13 protein-coding genes are annotated in these 18,337 nt (G+C 68.9%); 8 read left to right on the forward strand and 5 right to left on the reverse strand.

Annotated features, from left to right (window positions below):
* The 4 genes from TR46_RS34160 to TR46_RS34175 all read right to left on the reverse strand — a co-directional run.
* Nucleotides 1-208: succinyl-CoA--3-ketoacid-CoA transferase (locus tag TR46_RS34160; RefSeq protein ID WP_042410036.1), on the reverse strand; the 208-nt coding region annotated here is incomplete at its 3' end.
* Between the two features lie 86 nt (nt 209-294).
* Nucleotides 295-1,239: a fumarylacetoacetate hydrolase family protein gene (locus TR46_RS34165; protein ID WP_042410039.1), complete on the reverse strand. Its 945-nt coding sequence runs from the start codon at nt 1,237-1,239 to the stop codon at nt 295-297.
* Nucleotides 1,236-2,834 carry an MFS transporter gene (locus tag TR46_RS34170; protein ID WP_042410042.1) on the reverse strand — a complete coding sequence of 533 codons (1,599 nt, stop codon included), beginning with the start codon at nt 2,832-2,834 and terminating at the stop codon, nt 1,236-1,238. Before TR46_RS34170 ends, TR46_RS34165 begins: the two co-directional genes overlap by 4 nt.
* Nucleotides 2,835-2,911: 77 nt before the next feature.
* Entirely contained in the window at nt 2,912-3,850 is a 939-nt protein-coding gene (locus TR46_RS34175) for an MBL fold metallo-hydrolase (RefSeq protein ID WP_042410044.1), read from the reverse strand.
* 141 nt (nt 3,851-3,991) lie between these two features.
* On the opposite strand from TR46_RS34175, the gene TR46_RS34180 reads away from it, so the two are divergent.
* The 6 genes from TR46_RS34180 (at nt 3,992) to TR46_RS34205 (ending at nt 11,531) form a co-directional block, all read left to right on the forward strand.
* Nucleotides 3,992-4,639: a TetR/AcrR family transcriptional regulator gene (locus tag TR46_RS34180; RefSeq protein WP_042410046.1), complete on the forward strand. Its 648-nt coding sequence runs from the start codon at nt 3,992-3,994 to the stop codon at nt 4,637-4,639.
* Nucleotides 4,640-4,913: 274 nt separating this feature from the next.
* Entirely contained in the window at nt 4,914-5,483 is a 570-nt protein-coding gene (locus TR46_RS34185; protein ID WP_042410048.1) for a TetR/AcrR family transcriptional regulator, read from the forward strand.
* A 239-nt stretch (nt 5,484-5,722) separates the two neighbouring features.
* A complete protein-coding gene (locus tag TR46_RS34190) occupies nt 5,723-6,850 on the forward strand; it encodes a 4Fe-4S binding protein (RefSeq protein ID WP_042410050.1) in 1,128 nt (375 codons plus the stop codon).
* 331 nt (nt 6,851-7,181) lie between these two features.
* Nucleotides 7,182-7,754 (forward strand): peroxiredoxin family protein, encoded by a 573-nt coding sequence (locus TR46_RS34195; RefSeq protein ID WP_042410051.1) that lies wholly within the window; start codon nt 7,182-7,184, stop codon nt 7,752-7,754.
* A 114-nt stretch (nt 7,755-7,868) separates the two neighbouring features.
* Nucleotides 7,869-10,328, forward strand: coding sequence for a ricin-type beta-trefoil lectin domain protein (locus tag TR46_RS34200; RefSeq protein WP_084719183.1), 2,460 nt, complete (start codon nt 7,869-7,871; stop codon nt 10,326-10,328).
* Nucleotides 10,329-10,529: 201 nt separating this feature from the next.
* Nucleotides 10,530-11,531, forward strand: a complete 1,002-nt coding sequence (locus tag TR46_RS34205; protein ID WP_369406026.1) for a LacI family DNA-binding transcriptional regulator — start codon at nt 10,530-10,532, stop codon at nt 11,529-11,531.
* Here TR46_RS34205 and TR46_RS34210 read toward each other — a convergent pair.
* Nucleotides 11,475-13,988, reverse strand: coding sequence for a glycoside hydrolase family 95 protein (locus TR46_RS34210; RefSeq protein WP_052433352.1), 2,514 nt, complete (start codon nt 13,986-13,988; stop codon nt 11,475-11,477). The two genes, TR46_RS34205 and TR46_RS34210, sit on opposite strands and share 57 nt — an antisense overlap.
* Nucleotides 13,989-14,003: 15 nt before the next feature.
* Here TR46_RS34210 and TR46_RS34215 point away from each other — a divergent pair, with 15 nt between their 5' ends.
* Entirely contained in the window at nt 14,004-15,137 is a 1,134-nt protein-coding gene (locus TR46_RS34215; protein WP_084719184.1) for a LacI family DNA-binding transcriptional regulator, read from the forward strand.
* A gap of 228 nt (nt 15,138-15,365) precedes the next feature.
* Nucleotides 15,366-18,332, forward strand: a complete 2,967-nt coding sequence (locus TR46_RS34220) for a glycoside hydrolase family 2 TIM barrel-domain containing protein (protein ID WP_042410061.1) — start codon at nt 15,366-15,368, stop codon at nt 18,330-18,332.
* Nucleotides 18,333-18,337: the final 5 nt, after the last annotated feature.

An 18,337-nucleotide genomic window follows, 5' to 3' on the forward strand; every position in this document is an offset into this window, starting at 1 on the left:
GGAACAGAGCCGCAGATCTGATAGTCCCGCCCTGGCCGTTCACGCCGCAGTTGTTGGAGACGACGCGCAGCCCGCCGGCGCCCTGGGCGTGCAGGGCGCCGATGAGCATGGCGGGTATGCCGTACAGCCCGAAGCCGCCCACCGCCAGCGACGCCCCTTCCGGTATGTCGGCGACCGCCTCGGCGGCCGAGGCCATGACCTTGCCCATGTTGCTTATGGTTGTTCGTGCCTTTCTCCGGATGCTGGACGCGGTGTCCGGCACTGGGCTGGTGCCAGAGCTCATCTCACAGGGGGTTATCGCCTACGGCGGGCTGGTGGCAGAGGAACCGGGGCGACGCCCTCGATGACGGTGTTGCTGATGGTGCCGATGCCCTCGACCGTCATGGTGACGCTGTCGCCGGGGAGTAGGGGCGGTGGTTCGAGGATGCCGTGGCGGCCCCAGAGTTCGGCCAGGCAGCCGCCGTTGCCGCAGGTTCCGGAGCCCAGGACGTCGCCGGGGCGGATCCAGGTGCCGCGGGAGGCGTACGCCGCCATCTCCTCGAACGTCCAGGCCATGTTGTTCAGTCGGTCCTGTCCGACCGTCTCGCCGTTGACGGCGACGGTGAGGGCGAGGTCGAGGAGGCCGTCGGCGTCACGGTGGGGTTCGAGTTCGTCGGCGGTGACGAGCCAGGGGCCGAGGGTGGTGGAGCTGTCCTTCCCCTTGGCCGGACCGAGTTTGACCCTCATTTCGCGGCCCTGGAGGTCGCGGGCGGACCAGTCGTTGAGGATCGTGTAGCCGAGGATGTGGTCGCGTGCCTGCTCGGACGTGAGATCCCGGCCCGCCTGGCCGATGACACCGGCGACTTCAAGTTCGAAGTCGAAGCGCCCGCAGCCCGGCGGTACCGGCACGTCGTCGTGGGCGCCGATCATCGCGTACGGGTTGGTGAAGTAGAACGCCGGTGCGGCGTACCACTCCTCGGGGACGGTGTCGCCGTATCCCTGGGCGACTCCCTCGACATGGCTCTCGAAGGTCATGTAGTCGCGAACAGTAGGCGGCTGCAGCGGAGGAAGCAGGCGCGCGTCGGACAGGAGCACGGGGAGGGAGGCGGTCAGGGCGCGCGCTCCCCATGCGCGCAGGGTCTCCTCCCCTTCCACGATCAGGTCCAGCAGGTCGACGGGGTGCTCGAAGGGGTGGAGCTGGTCGTCGGCGACGACTCCCGACTGCCGTTTCCCGTCGTGGACGAAGCTCGCGAACTTCACGCCGCGCTCCCCTCCGCCTCGGCCGGCGCGGTGCCGCTCGGTCGGAAGCCGACGAAGACGGCGGCGATCACGGAGGCGGTCACGCAGGCGGCGGCGGTAAGGATCAGTCCGTAGTTGTAGCCGTGGGCCAGGGCATCGGTGGTGTAGGGGGCGAGCTTGGCGCTGAGTGGGCCCAGGTCCGCGCTGTGCAGAGCCAGCGGGCCACCCGCGTGCAGGACGGCGGAGGCGATGCCGTGCTCCTGCGGGGTCAGTCCGGCATGGACGAGGCTCCCGGTCAGCCGGCTGGCGGCCATGGCGAGGGCGACGGCGCCGACGACGGCCGGGCCGAGGGTCTGGCCCAGGTCGCGGACCAGGCTGGTGGTGGCCGCCGCCATGCCGGTCAGGTTCCGCGGGACGACGTTGACGGCGGCGGCGGTGAGCGCGGCGACGACCAGGCCGAAGCCGACGCCGTTCAGGATGAGCGGACCCACCATGGGCAGCAGAGCGGTGTCGTGGATCGGCAGCGACCGCAGCCACAACTGACCCGCGGCCATCGCCAGGAAGCCGGTGACGAGCATGGGCCCGGGGCCGATGCGGTGCAGCAGACGGACCAGCAGGGGCCAGATCAACGGCGTGCACGCTTGGATGATCATGACTGGTATCGCGGCCTGGAAGGGGGTCTGGTGCTGGATGACACCGAGGCGGATGCTCAGGTCGTACGCGCCACCGAGGAAGCCCAGCATGCCGATCACCGCCATCGCGGCCGACGCGGCGAATGCCGGTATGCGGAAGAGGCTCAGCCTCAGCATCGGGGCGGCGCTGCGGTTCTCCACCACGATGAACGCGGTGATGAAGGCGGCGAAGACGACGAACGACGCGACGACAGGGGCCGAGCCCCAGCCGTCCGAGGGACCCTGGATGATGCCGTACAGCAGGGCGAGCAGGGCCACGGCGATGCTGATCTGCCCCGGCCAGTCCAGTGAGCGGCCCTCCGGGGCGCTGGACTCGGTGCCGAGCAGCCAGACCGCCACAGCGATGATCACGGCGAGCACGCCGGTCACACCGAACGCCCACTGGAAGGGCGCGTGTTCGACGATGCCTCCGGACATGAGCGGGGCGATGAACGCGCCGAGCGACAGGGCCGCGGTCCAGGAGGCCAGGCCCCTGGCACGTGCGGCCGGGGTGGTCGTGATCGCGGTGATCATCGCCAGGGAGGCGGGGAAGAGCGCGGCGGCTCCGATGCCGGAGATCGCCTGGCCGGTGATCAGCTGGGCCGGGGTGGCGGAGGTGGCGGACACCAGGTAGCCGACAGCGGCCAGCAGTGCCGCGCCGACGACGAGCTTCTTGCGGCCGTAGCGGTCGCCCACGACGCCGAAGGTGAGCGCCAGGATGGCGGCAGGCACCAGAAAGGCGTCACTGATCCAGGTCAGTTCCGCGCCGGACGTCTGGAGCGCGCGCTGCATCGCGCCGTTGATCGCGGCGGGCAGCACCAGACCGATCTGGGCCAGGCAGACGGCCAGACAGCCGGCCGCAATCGTGCCGGTGTGCCGGGCCGGAGCGGCCGATACGGCCTCGGACACGCCGAGCTGTGGGTCGTAGGCAGGAGTGGAGACCATGTCTCCTCCTTGGAGGGGTTGGCGGGTCGTACGGCCCGAGGGAAACGGAAGGGAGATCGTTGGTGCGGGGAGCGCCGTCAGAGGCCGGGACAGAGCTCGGCCATGCAGCCGAACAGTCCGGGGCCGTCGAGCGGGGGCAGTGAGGGGTCGAGCTCCCGGTAGACGGTGTGCACGTTGACGGCCAGGCGTTCGTTCTCGTCCAGGTCGGCGAAGCGGCCGAGGCGGATGTCGCGTGCCGCGTCCATGGCGGGCATGCCGGCGGTGAAGCGGGCGGTGGCCTGCTCGTGGACGTATTCGAGGTAGTCGCGAATCTCGCGCACGGACTGCTTGGTGGTGACGGAGCCGTGGCCGGGTACGACTATGTCGGCGTCGAGGCCCAGCAACAGGTCGCAGGCGGCGAGCCAGCGGGTGAAGGGACCGTGCCAGACGACCGGCGCTGCTCCGGCGAAGACGATGTCGCCGGTGTAGACGGTCCGGGCCTGCGGCACGTGGACGATCGTGTCGCCGGCGCTGTGCGCGGGCCCCACGTCGATGAGGCGGACCTCCGTCCCACCGATGTCGAGGACGGTCTCGCCGTCGAAGACCCGGTTCGGGAGGACGGGTTCGATGTCGGTGTAGTCGAAGCGGCCGAAGATCCGGCGGGCGAAGTGTCCGCCGGGCCTGTCCATGACGGTCAGTGCCCGCATGTCGGCCGGGCCCACCTGCCGCATATCCGCCACGGACCCGCGGGCCGCGATGATCTCGGCGTGGGACACGAGCTGGTTGCCGAACCAGTGGTCGCCGTTGCCGTGGGTGTTGACCACAGTGGAGATCGGTGCGGGAGCGGTGAGCGGCGCCAGCGCGTCGAGCATGTTCTTGGTCAGCCGCAGGTCGTAGAGGGTGTCGACGAGCAGTGACTCGCCCCGGCCGGTGATCAGCCCGGCGTTGCTCATGCCCCATCCGACATCGCCCGCGATCCAGGCGTAACAGCCGTGTCCGAGCTCGACACGGCCGGTCCGGGATGTCACGGAAGCCACATTGCCTCCTTGTCAGCGTCCCGCCATCAGCAGTGCGAGACTCTCGTCCATTGCTGGACTCAAGTCCAGCAATGGGGATGAATCTAGATAGGCGCCGGGGCGGGGTCAAGAGTCGTGCGGCCCTGTGTTGTACTGGGGGCCATGAAAATCCGGGACGCGGCAGCCGCCCCCGAGGGCGGCGCGGCCGTCGGGCGCCAGGAGCGCAGGCGTCGGAAGCTGCACGACCAGCTGTATGAGGCGGCGGTCGGTCTCTTCGTCGACCAGGGATACGAGGCGACCACCATGGAGCAGATCGCCGAGGCCGCCGATGTCGCCCGGGCGACCGTCTTCAACCACTTCGCGCAGAAGGTCGGCTTCCTCGAGGAATGGGGAGTCCGCCGCCGTGCCCGCGTCGCTGAGATCCTCGGCGCGGAGCACGCCGAGGATCTGCCGGTCCGCGACCGGCTGCGCCGCTACTTGAAGGAGATGGGCGACCTCAACGTCGCCTCACGTGCCGAGACCACCGTCCTGATGGACGCCTCAGCACGGTACGGGCACCTCCTGCAGGACCCGTCCCTGGACGTCGAACTCGCCAGGATCGTCGAGCAAGGGCGGCAATGCGGGGAGATCAGGGCGGGCGTCGACTGCGACCAGGCCGGCCAACTGCTGGCCGCCTGCTACTTCTCGACGATCCTGCGCTGGATCCGCGAGGAACCGGCCCCCTTCGACCTGCACGATCGCCTCGCCGGGGCGCTCGACATCATCCTGCTGGGCCTTCTCGCCGACGAGGCACATGCCGGGGAACCCTGACGGTTTTCCTCACCACGCCTTGAGGTAGGAGCCGGTGGGCCCGTCGGTCGCGTATCCAGATCGCCTTCATACAACAGGGGGATCGCTCACGTGGGCCACCGAGGTTCCCGGTGTCCGCCCGCCCTCGCTGCGCTGTGCACATCCGAGCCGTGACGCGTCAACGACAGCCGTTCACCCTCGGACAGAGTCGCTCGGGGTGGCGCCGAAGATGAATCCGGCAACCGCCATAAACCGATCGGTTTTCAATCGACTGGAATCGAGTTAACCTCGCATTATGACCACCGACGCGAAATCAAGCCCCCGAGAGCGACTGCTGGAGGCCGCAGCTACGCTCACCTACCGAGACGGCGTCAGCATCGGCGTCGACGCGCTGTGCAAGGCGGCGGGGGTGTCCAAGCGCTCCATGTACCAGCTGTTCGAGAGCAAGGACGAGCTGCTGGCGGCGAGCCTGGAGGAACGGGCCGCCACCTATGTGGCGACACTCCTTCCCGCGACGGACGACAACCGTCCACCCCGCGAGCGGATCATGCACGTCTTCGAGCAGCTGGAATCACAGGCGGGCGCATCCGACTTCCAGGGCTGCCGGTACCTGGCCGTACAGATCGAGCTCAAAGACCAAAGCCACCCCGCGAGCCGGGTGGCCCACCGGGTCAAGGGGAACCTGACGGGCTTCTTCCGTGCCGAGGCCGAGCAGGGCGGGGCGAGTGACCCGGACCTGCTGGCCCGGCAGTTGATCCTTGTCTTCGACGGCGCCAGCGCTCGCGCGGGAATCAAGGCCGACACGACAACAGGGCTTATCGCTCCGACGGTGACCACCCTTCTCGATGCGGTGGGCATGCGCTGACGTATCGCGCGTAGGGGCGCTCTCTGTGACCTGTACGCTCGCCGAAAATGCCGCCGGCCTCCGGCGGCACCCGGCCGGTGCACGTTCCCCCGGAACCCTGCCCAGCCGGCCCCCACGGAGAGGCCCGAGGTGGCCCATCCTCGGGCTTGCATCTAAAAACCGATCGGTTTACAGTGGATAAACTGATCGGTTTCCCGCCGTGGGGCGGGTCTCACGACGAGACTCACGAGGAGTGCCGGATGACGACGACCTCGCACGGCACCGAGGGGCCGTCGGCGGAGCCGAGGCTTCCGGTGAAGCTGGCCGCTCACCCGTCGGTGCAGGCAGTGCTCGCCCGGCGCAGGGCCGGTGACGCGGTGCGCCCGCCGAAGGTGATCGACGCGGAATGGCTGCGCGAGCTGTGCCTGGCGGCCGGTGCGGACGACGCGGCCGCGGTGAGCCTGGACCACCCCGACCTGGCCGGTGAGCGCGAGCACGCGCAGTCCGCGCTGCCCGGTACCCGCACCCTGATCGCGATGGCGGTGCGGATGAACCGCGACAACTGCCGCTCCCCCGCCCGCAGCGTGGCCAACCAGGAGTTCCACCAGACCGACGAACTGGCCAACCACGCCGCCCGCAGCGTCGCCAAGGCGCTCCAGGACGCCGGCTACCGCGCACTCAATCCCTCCGTGGGCTTCCCCCAGGAGATGGACCGCTTCCCCAGGGAACGCATCTGGGTGGTGGCGCACAAGACGGTCGCGGTGGCCGCCGGGCTCGGCGTGATGGGCCTGCACCGCAACGTCATCCACCCGAAGTTCGGCAGCTTCGTCCTGCTCGTGACCGTCCTGGTGGACGCGGAGGTCAGCGCGTATGGGCAGGCGCTGGACTACAACCCGTGCATCGACTGCAAGTTGTGCGTCGCCGCCTGCCCGGTCGGCGCCATCGCCAAGGACGGCGCCTTCGACGCGCTCGCCTGCACGACACACAACTACCGCGAGTTCATGAGCGGGTTCACCGACTGGGCCCAGACGGTGGCCGACAGCGAGGACGCCGCTGACTACCGCTCCCGCGTCACCGATTCCGAGAATGCCTCCATGTGGCAGAGCCTGAGCTCGCCGCCCGGCTACAAGTCCGGTTACTGCCTGGCCGTCTGCCCCGCCGGTGAGGACGTGCTCGGCCCCTACCTGGACGACCGCAAGACCTTCATGGACACCGTGCTGCGACCGCTCCAGGACAAGAAGGAAACCCTGTACGTCCTGCCGGGCTCGCACGCGCAGGAGTACGCCCGTCGCCGCTTCCCCCACAAGCCCGTCAAGGAAGTCACTGGTGGTTGGCAGCCCCCGGCGAAACGTTCCGCGTCCCCCGACCGAACAACACGTACGTCATGAGTGGCATCCCCGATCCGCGTCCTGCGCGCCGAGCATGTGTGGATCGCGAACGGCGTCATCACGGAAGCAGGGTTGACCGATCCACATCGATCGACCGTCACCAGCGGACGGCATGCTAAACATGGGGCGCAGGTCAGTACGCATCTCGGCCTCTCTTGACGGGCACTCAGGCGGCAGCTAGCATCCAGCGCAGTCACAAGCAAGTTGACCGGTAAACTGGATGCTGCTACCGACTCGCTACGAGGTGAGCATGTCTACTGCTCTTCGCACACGCGCTCCGTTGCCCTCGGCTCACCGTCCCCGGACCGGGATCGGGCGTCGCGTTACGGCGGTGCCCGGGCTGATCGCCTCGGTCGTCGGTGTCGCGCTTCTCGCCGTTGTGGCCGTATTGCTCTGGCCCGGGGCAGTGTCCGTGCGTCCGTCCGCTTCGAAGTTCGCTTCCTTGCCCGTGGGTTCGATCGCGCCCCGCGTCAGGCTGAGCGACGCGGGCGCCGGCGGTTCGAGCCGGACCTTGCCCTCACAGGGCGAGGTCACGCTGGTCTCCTTCCTCGCCACGCAACCCGACAGCGCCGACACGCCGTCGCGCAGTCAGGCGGTCGAACTGGTCAGCCTCGCGTCGCAGTACGCCGCTCAAGGGCTTCAGGTGGCGGTTGTGGACGACACGTCGACACCGGCGTCCGAAGGCGCGCTCGAGAACACCGTCTACGACTGGCAGCTCAGTTCGCTGCCGCTGTTCGCCGACCCCCGGCATGCGGCGGCCTACCGGTACGGCGTCGCTGCCGCCCCTGCCACTGTGCTCATCGGACGCGACGGCCGCGTGCTCGACCGCTGGTCCGGCTACGTGCTGACCGCCGTCGCCGCGCAGGCGATCTCCGCCGCGCTCATCGAAGGCCCGAAGGCCTGATCGATCTCCCGCCGCGCTCTTCTGATCACGGCGGGCTCTTCGCACCATCCTCACGCACAGCCGCTCGCACCGCATGCGGCGCGCTGTCGCACGCACCGAGAGGAACGGATCCGCATGCCCAGAATTCGGGCGTCCCTACGCCGGCTCAGGTTTCAGGCGCTTGCCCTGCTGGCCACCGCGTCGATGATCGCGGTCGGCTCGGTGGCCGCCGTCGCGGCCCCGGCGGCGGCCGCCGCCGGAACGACCTACTACGTCAACTGCTCCGCCTCGGCCAACGGTACGGGAACGCAGGCGAGTCCGTGGAACTCGACCGCCTCGGTCAATGCCGTCACCTTCCAGCCCGCTGACTCGATCCTCTTCGCACGCGGCACGACGTGCGACGGGAACCTGGCGCCGCAGGGCTCCGGCAGCGGCGGCGCGCCCATCACCGTCGACTCGTACGGCAGCGGCCCGCTGCCGGTCATCGCCGCGGGAAGCGGCGCGACTGCCGCGTTCGAGTTGAACGACCAGAGCTACTGGAACATTCAGGACCTCCGGATCACCGGCGGTGTGGACTACGGCGTCTACATCACCGGAAGCACGCCGAACGCGTCGCTGACCAACTTCAATCTCACCAACCTCGACGTCTCCGCCGCCACCGGCACCACGAGTGTGCGGGGCGACTCGGGTGAGGTGTACGTGTACCCGCGCGGCAGTCAGGAGACGGTCAGCGACGTTGTGATCAACGGCGTGACCGCGCACGACTCGAAGGCCGGGGAGGGCGTATTCGTCGCCGGCGCCTATGGTGCGTTCCCGCCCGGCACCGTCGTGCCGAGCCCCGGCAACACTCCCATCGGCCAGAACATCACGATCGAGAACTCCAGCGCGTACAACGTCGCAGGCGACGGCATCCTGCTGACGATGGCCCAGAACGGAACGATTCAGGACAGTGTGGCGCGCAACTCCGGTGCATGCTCCAGTTGCGGTAGCACGCCCAGCGGCCTGTGGGAGTGGTACTGCCAGAATTGCACCCTGCAGTACAACGAGTCCTACGACAACCATACCTGGGGCACCAGTGACGGCGGCGCGTTCGACATCGACAACTACAACTCGAACAACACGCTGCAGTACAACTACGGCCACAACAACGACGGCTACTGCCTCGCTGTATTCGGTGACGGATACACGCCGGTGAACGACGTCTTCCGCTACAACGTCTGCTCCGACGACGAACAGAAGTCGAACGCGGGCAGTTACGAGATGTCGATCTGGCCGGGTACGTCGCAGAACCTGCAGATCTACAACAACACGTTCTACTTCAACCCGGCCAACGGCCATCCGTTCATGGAGCTGACCCAAGGCGGCGCGCAAGGGCTGTTCAAGAACAACATCGTGTATTCGACGTCGGCGAACCTGTTCAAGAACGTCGCGAGCAGCGTGCGGTTCGACAACAACATCTACTACGTCTCGACCGGTGCCACACCGATCTTCACGTACGCCGGCACGGCCTACACCGGACTCGCGGCCTACCAGGCGGCGTCCGGACAGGACGCGCACTCGCTCACCAGCAACCCCTTGCTGAACAACCCGGCCTACGCCGGTGTCGGTAGGTCACTGAGTTCTGACACGCTGCAAGCCGCTTCGCCCGCCTTCGGCGCCGGCGTGAACATCTGCCAGGGCATCAGCGGCTGCTCGATGGGTACACAGGACTACTTCGGCGACCCGACCACGACTACGGGCCCGCACACCATCGGCGCGCAGGACGTCCCGGCGCCCCTCACCCAGGTCGCGAGCCCCGGTTTCGAGTCCGGCAACTGCTCCGGCTGGAGCTGCTACGGCGGTGCCTCGGCCGTCACCGGCAACGCACACACCGGCAGCTACGCGGTACAACTGCCGGGCCGTGTCAGTGCGGGCGCCGAACAAGTGGTGCCTGGGCTGTCCCCGAACACGAAGTACCAGCTCGAGGGCTTCGCCAAGAGCAGTGTCGCGGGGCAGTGCGTGTACCTCGGCGTCAAGAACTTCGGTGGCACCGAGACGCGGACCTGCCTGAGCGGTACCGGCTACACCGGCGGCTCGGTGACGTTCACCACCGGTTCGTCCAACACAAGCGCGGACATCTACCTCTGGAACCCGTCCAGCAACACCGCCACGGGATACGGCGACGACATCTCGGTGGCCGTGGTCCCAGCTCCGCACAACTACGGTGCGCTGGTGAACACCGCCGCCTCGGGCAGCTGCGTGGACGTACCCGGCAGCAACAAGGCCGCAGGCACGCAGGCAGACCTCTGGTCGTGCAACGGCGGCGCCAACCAGCAGTACACGCGCGCGTCCGACGGCGAACTCCAGGTGTATCCCGGCGCAAGCCAGATGTGCCTGGACTCCGCCGCCGGGGGAACCACGGTCGGCACCGCAGTCGTGATCGAGGCCTGCTCGGACAGCGCCACCCAGCAGTGGGGCATCGCGAACGGCGGCGAGATCATCGACCGCGGCTCCGGTCTCTGCCTGGGGCCGGCGAGCGCCGGCACCGCCAACGGCACCAAGCTGCAGCTGCAGTCCTGCACGAACGCGGGCAGTCAGCTGTGGACCGAGCAGTGATCCGGTGACGTGACGTCTCCTGACGTGGGGCCGCGCCTTGCGGCACCCACACCAGGAGACGTCGCGGTGCTCCCAGGCCCACCCAGGCCCACTCAGGCCGGAGGATCAGCAAGTTGCGCACGCCGTTGGCGCCGCGTAAATTGACCGGTAAACTTAACCTTCCCCCTGGAACGAAGGATGTGTGCACCGGCTGTGGCGACGATGCAGGACGTGGCCACCCTCGCGGGGGTCAGCAAGCAGACAGTGTCCAACATCGTCTCGGGCCGCAGCCGGGTGCGACCGGACACCGAGGCACGGGTGCGCAAGGCGATCGACAAACTCGGCTTCACGCCCAACCTGGTCGCTCGCTCCTTGGCCACCGGTTCGACGCAGACCGTGGGGCTTTTCGTGCCCACAGTCGCCAGCCCGTTCTACTCGGAGGTGGTCGAAGAGGTCGAGAATGTGCTCCAGGCCCACGGCTACCACCTGCTGCTGTGCACGACCCGATCGGACGGCGAGCGCGCCCGCAGCAACCTGGCGAGCCTGTCGAGCCGGTTCGTCGACGCGCTGCTGATCGCCGGGGACCGCGACCTGATCGACCATCTCCCGCTGCTCAATGACGCGAAGTTCCCAGTCGCCCTGTGCGCCTGGGAGACGGACCTGCCGGACACGCTGCCGGTCGTCACCATCGACTACGAGCACGCCGGTTTCCTGGCCGGGCGCCATCTTCGCGAGCTCGGGCACACCCGTGCGGCGGTGATCACAGAACTGCCCGCCCATGCCAAGCGCGCGGAGGGTTTCTGGCGCGGCTTCTCCGGATCTCAGGCCGGCACGGATACGGGGCTCACCGTGGAAGCTCCGGAGTCCTCGCCGGAGGGCGGCTTCACCGCGACCGAGGACGCGTTGGAACAGCAGCCCGATACCACGGCGATCTTCGCCACCCACGACATCCTCGCGCTCGGCGTGCTCGAGGCGGTCAGGCAGTGCGGACGATCCGTGCCGGCAGACGTCTCCGTGGTCGGGCTCGACGACATCGCCCAGGTCGGCCACGCTCATCCGGCGCTGACCACGGTGGCGATCCCGAAGCGCGAAATGGCACAGCAGGCCGTCGACCTGCTACTGCGCGCCGTGACCGAGCGGCGTCCACCCGCCAACGCTGTCTCCCTGCTACGCCCCCTCCTCATCGAGCGGGAAAGCACCGCGGAGCCTGCGCAGCGTGTCTGAGGGTCCTGCCGCGAGCATCACGGGTCCGTCCGTCAGGTCGACCACGCAGGTGGCGGCGCCGTAGACGACACGATGCGTGCCGCGGCTCGCGGAGGTCAGCGGCGACAGCCGCACCGAGACCAGTTCCCGCCGTTCGCCGGGCACCGCGGGCCCCCACCGCACATCGACCTGCACGCCGGGTCGGGCTACCAGGCCTTTCATGGTTCCGGCGGCGAACTGCTCCGGGACGGCGGGCAGCAGGCTGATCCGTCCGTCATGGCTCTGCACGAAGCATTCGGCGATGGCCGCCGGGTACCCCAGGTTCGCATCGATCTGGAACGGTGGATGAGCGGCGAAGAGGTTGGGATACAGTCCGCCGGACCACTCCCCGCGAACCGTCGCCATGTCCCGGAAGAGCAGGGCGAGCAGGCGCTCAACCGCGTCCTGCTGGCCGAGCCGTGCCCGCAGTGCGATGCGCCAGACCAGCGACCACCCCGTGGATTCGTCCCCGCGCAGATCCAGGCTGCGCGCGGCGCCCCCGAGCAGTTCGGGCGAGAGACCCCCAGCACCCGGGTAGAGCGGGTAGAGATGGGATTGGTGGCGGTGCCGCGGGTCTTCGGAGACCGGGTCGTCGAGCCATTCGCGGATGGTGCCGTCGCGGCCGAGCGACGGGCCCGGGATGCGCTCGATGGTCTTCCGGGCGCGCGCGGTGACTTCGTCCTCGTATCCGTGCTCGTCGGCGAGCTGAATGAGCGAGCCGAACAGCTCTCGGGCGAGGCTGACGTCGAGGGCTGAGGATCGGGACACCGCTATCGCCTCGCCGTCTGCCGCACCGCCCGGGGCGAGATATGTGTTCTCCGGCGACGTCGACGGAGCAGTCCCGACCGTTCCGTCGTCCAACTCGATGAGCCAATCGAGTGAGAACTCGACGGCCGAGCGGGTGATCGGCCAGATCACGTCGCGGGCGAACGCCTCGGGCGAGGACGCCGATCGGGCACCGAAGGAGAGATGCTCCTGCAGATGCCGGACCAGCCAAGGGCCCGCGAGCGGCCAGAAGGCCCACCTCGGATCGGCGTGGCCGAAGCCCACCGGCTGGCTGTAGGCCCAGATATCGGTGTTGTGGTGCGCGACCCAGCCGCGGGCTCCGTACAGCCGCCGCGCAGTCTCCCGTCCGGTGCGGCTGAGTGCGGTGATCAGATCCACCAGCGGCGGCAGCGTCTCCGGCAGGTTCGCGACGTCCGCGCCCCAGTAGTTCATCTGGAGGTTGATGTTGGTCGTGTAGTTGGAGTTCCACGGCGGACGCAGCTCCTGGTTCCAGATCCCCTGGAGGTTCGCCGCGGTCCCGCCGCGACGCGAGCAGGAGATCAGGAGGTACCGACCGTAGTGGAACAGCAATGGTGCGAGCCGGTGGTCGTGCGCGAGGGGGTGGCTTCCGGTGCCGTTGGCCGCGGTGAGCCGTGCGTCCAGCGGTTGGACTTCGGCGTTGGCGTCGGCCTCCTCCGAGGTCGTTTGCCAGCGCACTCGCCGGTACAGCGCCTGGTGGTCGGCGACCTGCCGGCGGCGGACGTCGTCGAGACCGCGCGCGAAGGCCCCGCGCACAGCCGCACTGGCGTGTGAGGAGGCTGTGTGGGCGTCCCCTTCCGGAGCGCGACCGATGCCGGCGAAGGTCGTTGCCGTGCCGATGACGATGTCGCATTCGGTGACCGCATGCAGGATCAGGGTCGCTGAGGACAGTTGTTGCGGGGCCGGCGCCGCTCCGTCGTGTCGCAGGCCGAGCGTGACGGCCCCGCGCAGGCTGGCTCCCGGCGTCGGATCCCAGGAGATCGGATCGGCTGTGTTCTCGTGCGGCGGAGCCACATCGCTGGGCAGTTGAAGCAAGAGGCCGAGCTCGAGCGGTGACGCGCTCGCCGCGTCGACGCCGCCGGGCCCGAACCAGCTCAGGGTGCGTAGTGGCGAAGTGAGGGTCACGGTGATGTCCATCGGCGCGTCGGTGCGCAGGCGGTGGACCACGACGCGGTCCGGCGAGCTGGCGAAGGCGTCCTGGCGCACCGTGATGCCGTCGCGTGTGAATCGCACCCGGTGCAGGGCGGAGTCCAGGTCGAGGCAGCGCTCGTAGTTCTCGGCGGCCCGGTGCCAGCGGCTGGCTCCGGCGGGGGTGATGCGAAGTTCGAGGTCGGCGAACGGCAGGAACGCCTGGCTGTAGCGGTGTTGCAGTCGGCGCACCTGTGTCTCGGCCTCGGCCGGGCGGCCCGCTGCGAGAGCCACCCGGGCCTCGGCGAGGGCGGCACGCGCGTCCCCGGCGCGTACGACAGGAGCGAGGTGTTCGCTCGCGGGGCTGCCCGACCATGCGGTGCCGTCGTTGATCTGCAGGCGCTCGGCGGCCGTGCCGCCGAAGAGCATCGCTCCCTGGAAACCGTTGCCGATGGGCAGGGCCTCGGTCCATTCCCGGGCCGGCCGGTCGTACCGGAGAACGTGCACTGGGGCTCCTGAGAAATGGGCGGTTCGGGCTGCGCGTCCACGCGGGTGCTGGCGATTCTGCTGTTTCGTGAACGTTCACGCAAGTGCCCGGGCGGTCCCCGGCCCCCGCGGGCCCGCTATGATCGGCCCACAAGGAGAGGTGTGACCACACAGAAGCCATCCGGACGCCGCGCGACGATCCTGGATGTCGCAGCGGCAGCGGGCGTTTCCCGGCAGACCGTGACCCGGGCGATGAACGGGCAGAGCGGCATCAGCACCGAGACCCGGGACCGGGTCATGCGGGTCGTGGCCGACCTCGGCTACCGGCCCAGCAGGTTCGCCCGCAACTTCGTCGCACGCCAGAAGCGGATGGCGGTGGGCCTGGTCGTGGCCTCCTTCCGCAATCCGTACTTCACCGACATGGCCGGCGACTTCCTCGAGTGCGCCCAGACTCGCGGATGGCAGGTCGTGATGACCTCGCCTGCGAACCTGACCGAGACCGATGCCCTGGAAACTCTCTCCACGCAGGTGGACGCGGTGGTCGGGCACTTCGACGGCGCCGAGGACTCGCTCATCGCCGCGTCGGCCGGGCTGCCCCTCGTGATGCTGGAACGGCCGGCGACCCGGCCAGGCGTGCACTCGGTCGAGATGGACATGCGGCTGGGCATGCAGATCCTGCTCAGCGAACTGCGTGCTCGCGGAGGCCGTCGCATCGGCATGATCGACTCCGACTACTCGCTGCGCGCCGAAGGCCGTTACGTTCCTTCGCCGCGCCGCACCTATTTCGAGGAGTTCGCGCCGGACTGCGCCGAATGCGTCGCGGTCGGGGCGGAGAGCATCGTCGGCGGTGCCGAAGCCCTGCAGCGGATGGTCGCCGAGCATCCGGACGTCGACTCGGTCATCGTCTTCAACGACCTGATGGCGCTGGGTGCGATTCAGGCCGCGCACGCGCTCCACCTCGCCGTTCCTGAGCGGCTGCGCATCGTCGGCATCGACGGTCTCTCGCTCGGTGATGCGGTCAGCCCGCTGCTGTCCACCCTCGCCATCGACCGCCGGGCGATGGCCGAGGCCGCCCTCGCGATCGTCGAGGACGCGCTCGGCGCCGAGCACCAGGTCGTCTCGCGGCGGCACGTGATGGTGCCGCGCCCGCTGTGGAAAGAGTCGGCCTGACCAGCGGCCGGAGCACGGTCGGCGGGCGGGCGGGGGCACGGCCCTAGCGTCCGGGCATCCTCGCTCCGTGCTCGGATCGAGATCCGGCCCTGCTACGCACCCCTTGACAGCGCCACGAGGGCCTCCCTACGGTTTCGTGAACGTTCACGTAGCGACGCGGATGTCGCATCGGTGCGAACGGAGAAGGGACCGGCGAGGTTCATGAAGCTGCGTACCAGCCCCGGGCCCATGACGGAGCCCGGCCACGACCACGACGACCGGTGGGCGTACATCGAGTCCGTACGCCCGTCCGAAGGGACGCTTCCGCCGCGGTCGTCCGGCGCGACGAGTGCCAGGTCGCTGAGTCTGAACGGCTCGTGGCGCTTCCATTACGCGCAGAGCGCGCTGGAGGCGGCCGAGCGGGCCGACCTGCGGAACGCGGCGCAGTGGCCGGAGATCGCCGTGCCAGGGCACTGGGCGCTCCAGGGCCGTGGCAAGCCCTGGTACACCAACCAGTACTACCCGTTCCCGGTCGCCGCGCCGTCCGTCCCCACCGCCAATCCGACCGGCACGTACGTCAGGGAGTTCCGCTGGGCCGGGAAGTGGGCCGGATCGGGCGTCGTGCTTCGATTCGACGGAGTCGAGTCGACGGCCCGGGTGTGGCTGAACGGCCACGAACTCGGCGTGACCCGCGGCAGTCGTCTGCAACAGGACTTCGACGTGACGGCCCAGCTGCGCGACGGCACCAACGAGTTGGTCGTCCGGGTGCATCAGTGGTCGGGAGCCAGCTACCTCGAGGACCAGGACATGTGGTGGCTGGCCGGGATCTTCCGGGACGTCACACTGCTCGAGCGTCCGGCCGGGGGAGTGGGGGACGTCTTCGTCCACGCCGACTACGAGCACGAAGACGGCTCGGGCACCCTGCGCGTGGAGACCGACGCGCGGGACGCGGTCGTGCGTATCGCGGATCTCGGTGTGGAAGCCGGCACCGGGCAGGAAGTACGTGTCGCTGCGGTGGAGCCGTGGACGGCGGAGACTCCGCGGCTGTACGACCTCGAAGTCTCGACGCGCGCCGAGACGCGGCGATTGAGGATCGGTTTCCGGACCGTGCGTGTCGTGGACGGCTTGATCACGGTCAACGGACGCCCGATCACCTTCAGCGGCGTCAACCGGCACGAGTTCGACCCGCACCGTGGCCGCGCGCTCAGTCGCGAAGTCATGGAGCAGGACGTCCGGCTGATGAAGACGCACAACGTCAACGCGGTGCGCACCAGCCACTATCCGCCTTCACCGGAGTTCCTCGATCTGTGCGACGAGTACGGGCTCTGGGTCATGGACGAGTGCGACCTCGAGACCCATGGCTACGTCCATCAGCAATGGCAGGGCAATCCGAGCGACGATCCGCGGTGGCGGGACGCCTTTCTCGACCGGATGCGCCGCATGGTCGAGCGCGACAAGAATCATGCCAGCGTCATTCTGTGGTCGCTGGGCAACGAGGCGCACACCGGCGTGAACCTGCGAGCGATGGCCGAATGGGCCCGTGAGCGCGACGGCAGCCGGCCGCTTCACTACGCGGACGACCGCGCCTGCGATTACGTCGACGTCCTGGGCTTGATGTACCTGTCGGTGGAGGAGGTGGAGCGGATCGGCATGAGGGCCGATCGCATCGACGAGAGCGCGCAGCACGACAGTGCACTCGATGTCGCGCGCCGCGATTTTCCGTTCCTGCACACCGAATACGCGCACGCCATGGGCAACGGGCCCGGCAGCCTGAGCGACTACCGCGATGTCTACGAGAAGTACCCTCGCTGCCAGGGCGGCTTCGTGTGGGAGTGGATCGATCACGGCCTGGCGGCCACACACACCGATGGAACGGACTACTACGCCTACGGCGGCGACTACGGCGAGCCGATCCACGACGGCCCGTTCGTCCTCGACGGGCTCGTCTTCCCCGACCGCACGCCGTCACCCGGCCTGCTGGAGTTCAAGAAGGTCTTCGAACCGGTCCGCATCGACATAGACTCCGACGCCGGCCTCGTCCGTGTCCGCAACCTGCACGACTTCCGCAGCCTCGACGGCCTCGAGTGCGTGTGGGAACTGGCGAAGGACGGCGTTGTCGTCGAGGGCGGCCTTCTCGCACTCGGGCCCGTCCCGGCCGGAGACGCCGCAGCCGCCGCGCTGCCGGCCATCCAGCACGCTTCGGACTCCGGCGAACTCGCCTTGACGGTACGCGCCGTGACCGCCGCCGATGAAGTATGGGCTGCGAAGGGCCACGAAGTCGCCTGGGCTCAGCAGGTCCTGTCCGCTTCGCGGACCGCGCAGATCGAGCAGGATGGCTTCGCCACCACGACAACGGTCCCGCCGCAGCGCGCGCCCGGAGGCGACACGAGCGCCGAACACATCACCCTCGGTCCGGCGACGTTCCGCGCGGAAACCGGCGAGTTGGCCACGCTCGGCCCGATCAGGTTCCCGACCTCGCCGTGCATAGACCTCTGGCGTGCGCCGACCAGCAACGACATCGGTCTGGGGCAGGCGTTCAGCCAGCAGGACGCGTGGCGGGCCGCCGGCCTGGACATCGTGCAGCACGACACCAGGTACGTGCATCTGGCCGACGACGTAGTGCGGGTCGAAGTTCGGAGCGCTCCACCCGGTCGCGCCTTCGGCGTCGCCGCCGTATTCACCTGGCAGCCCACGGCCGACTCCGTGAGCCTGACAGCGGCGATCACACCGTACGGCTCGTGGCCGACCACGTGGCCGCGCGCGGCAGTGCGGTTCGCGCTGCCGGCCCGGTACGACTCAGTGGCCTGGTACGGCTACGGGCCGGGCGAGGGCTACCCGGACAGCTCGCACGCGCCGCGCCTCGGCGAGTTCCGAGCCACCGTCCGCGAGCTGCAGACCCCGTATCCGTACCCGCAAGAGAACGGCTCCCGCCCCGGAGTACGGCGATTGGATCTCGTCGACGGCTCAGGACACGGACTGCGTATCAAGGCGCGCAGTGCGTTCGGCTTCACTGCCCGGCCGTGGACCTCCGAACAGCTCGACAGCGCCCGCCACACCTACGACCTCGTCCCGGGCCCGCACACCGTCGTCACCCTCGACGCGGCGCTGGACGGACTCGGCTCCGCTTCCTGCGGTCCGGCTCCACTGGAGCGCTACCGCCTCTACCCCGAGCCGCTGACCCTCAGCGCCACGTTCACGTCCCTGCCGCGACCGTAGCCGGA

The sequence above is a fragment of the Streptacidiphilus carbonis genome, from assembly GCF_000787775.1.
GTDB lineage: Bacteria > Actinomycetota > Actinomycetes > Streptomycetales > Streptomycetaceae > Streptacidiphilus > Streptacidiphilus carbonis.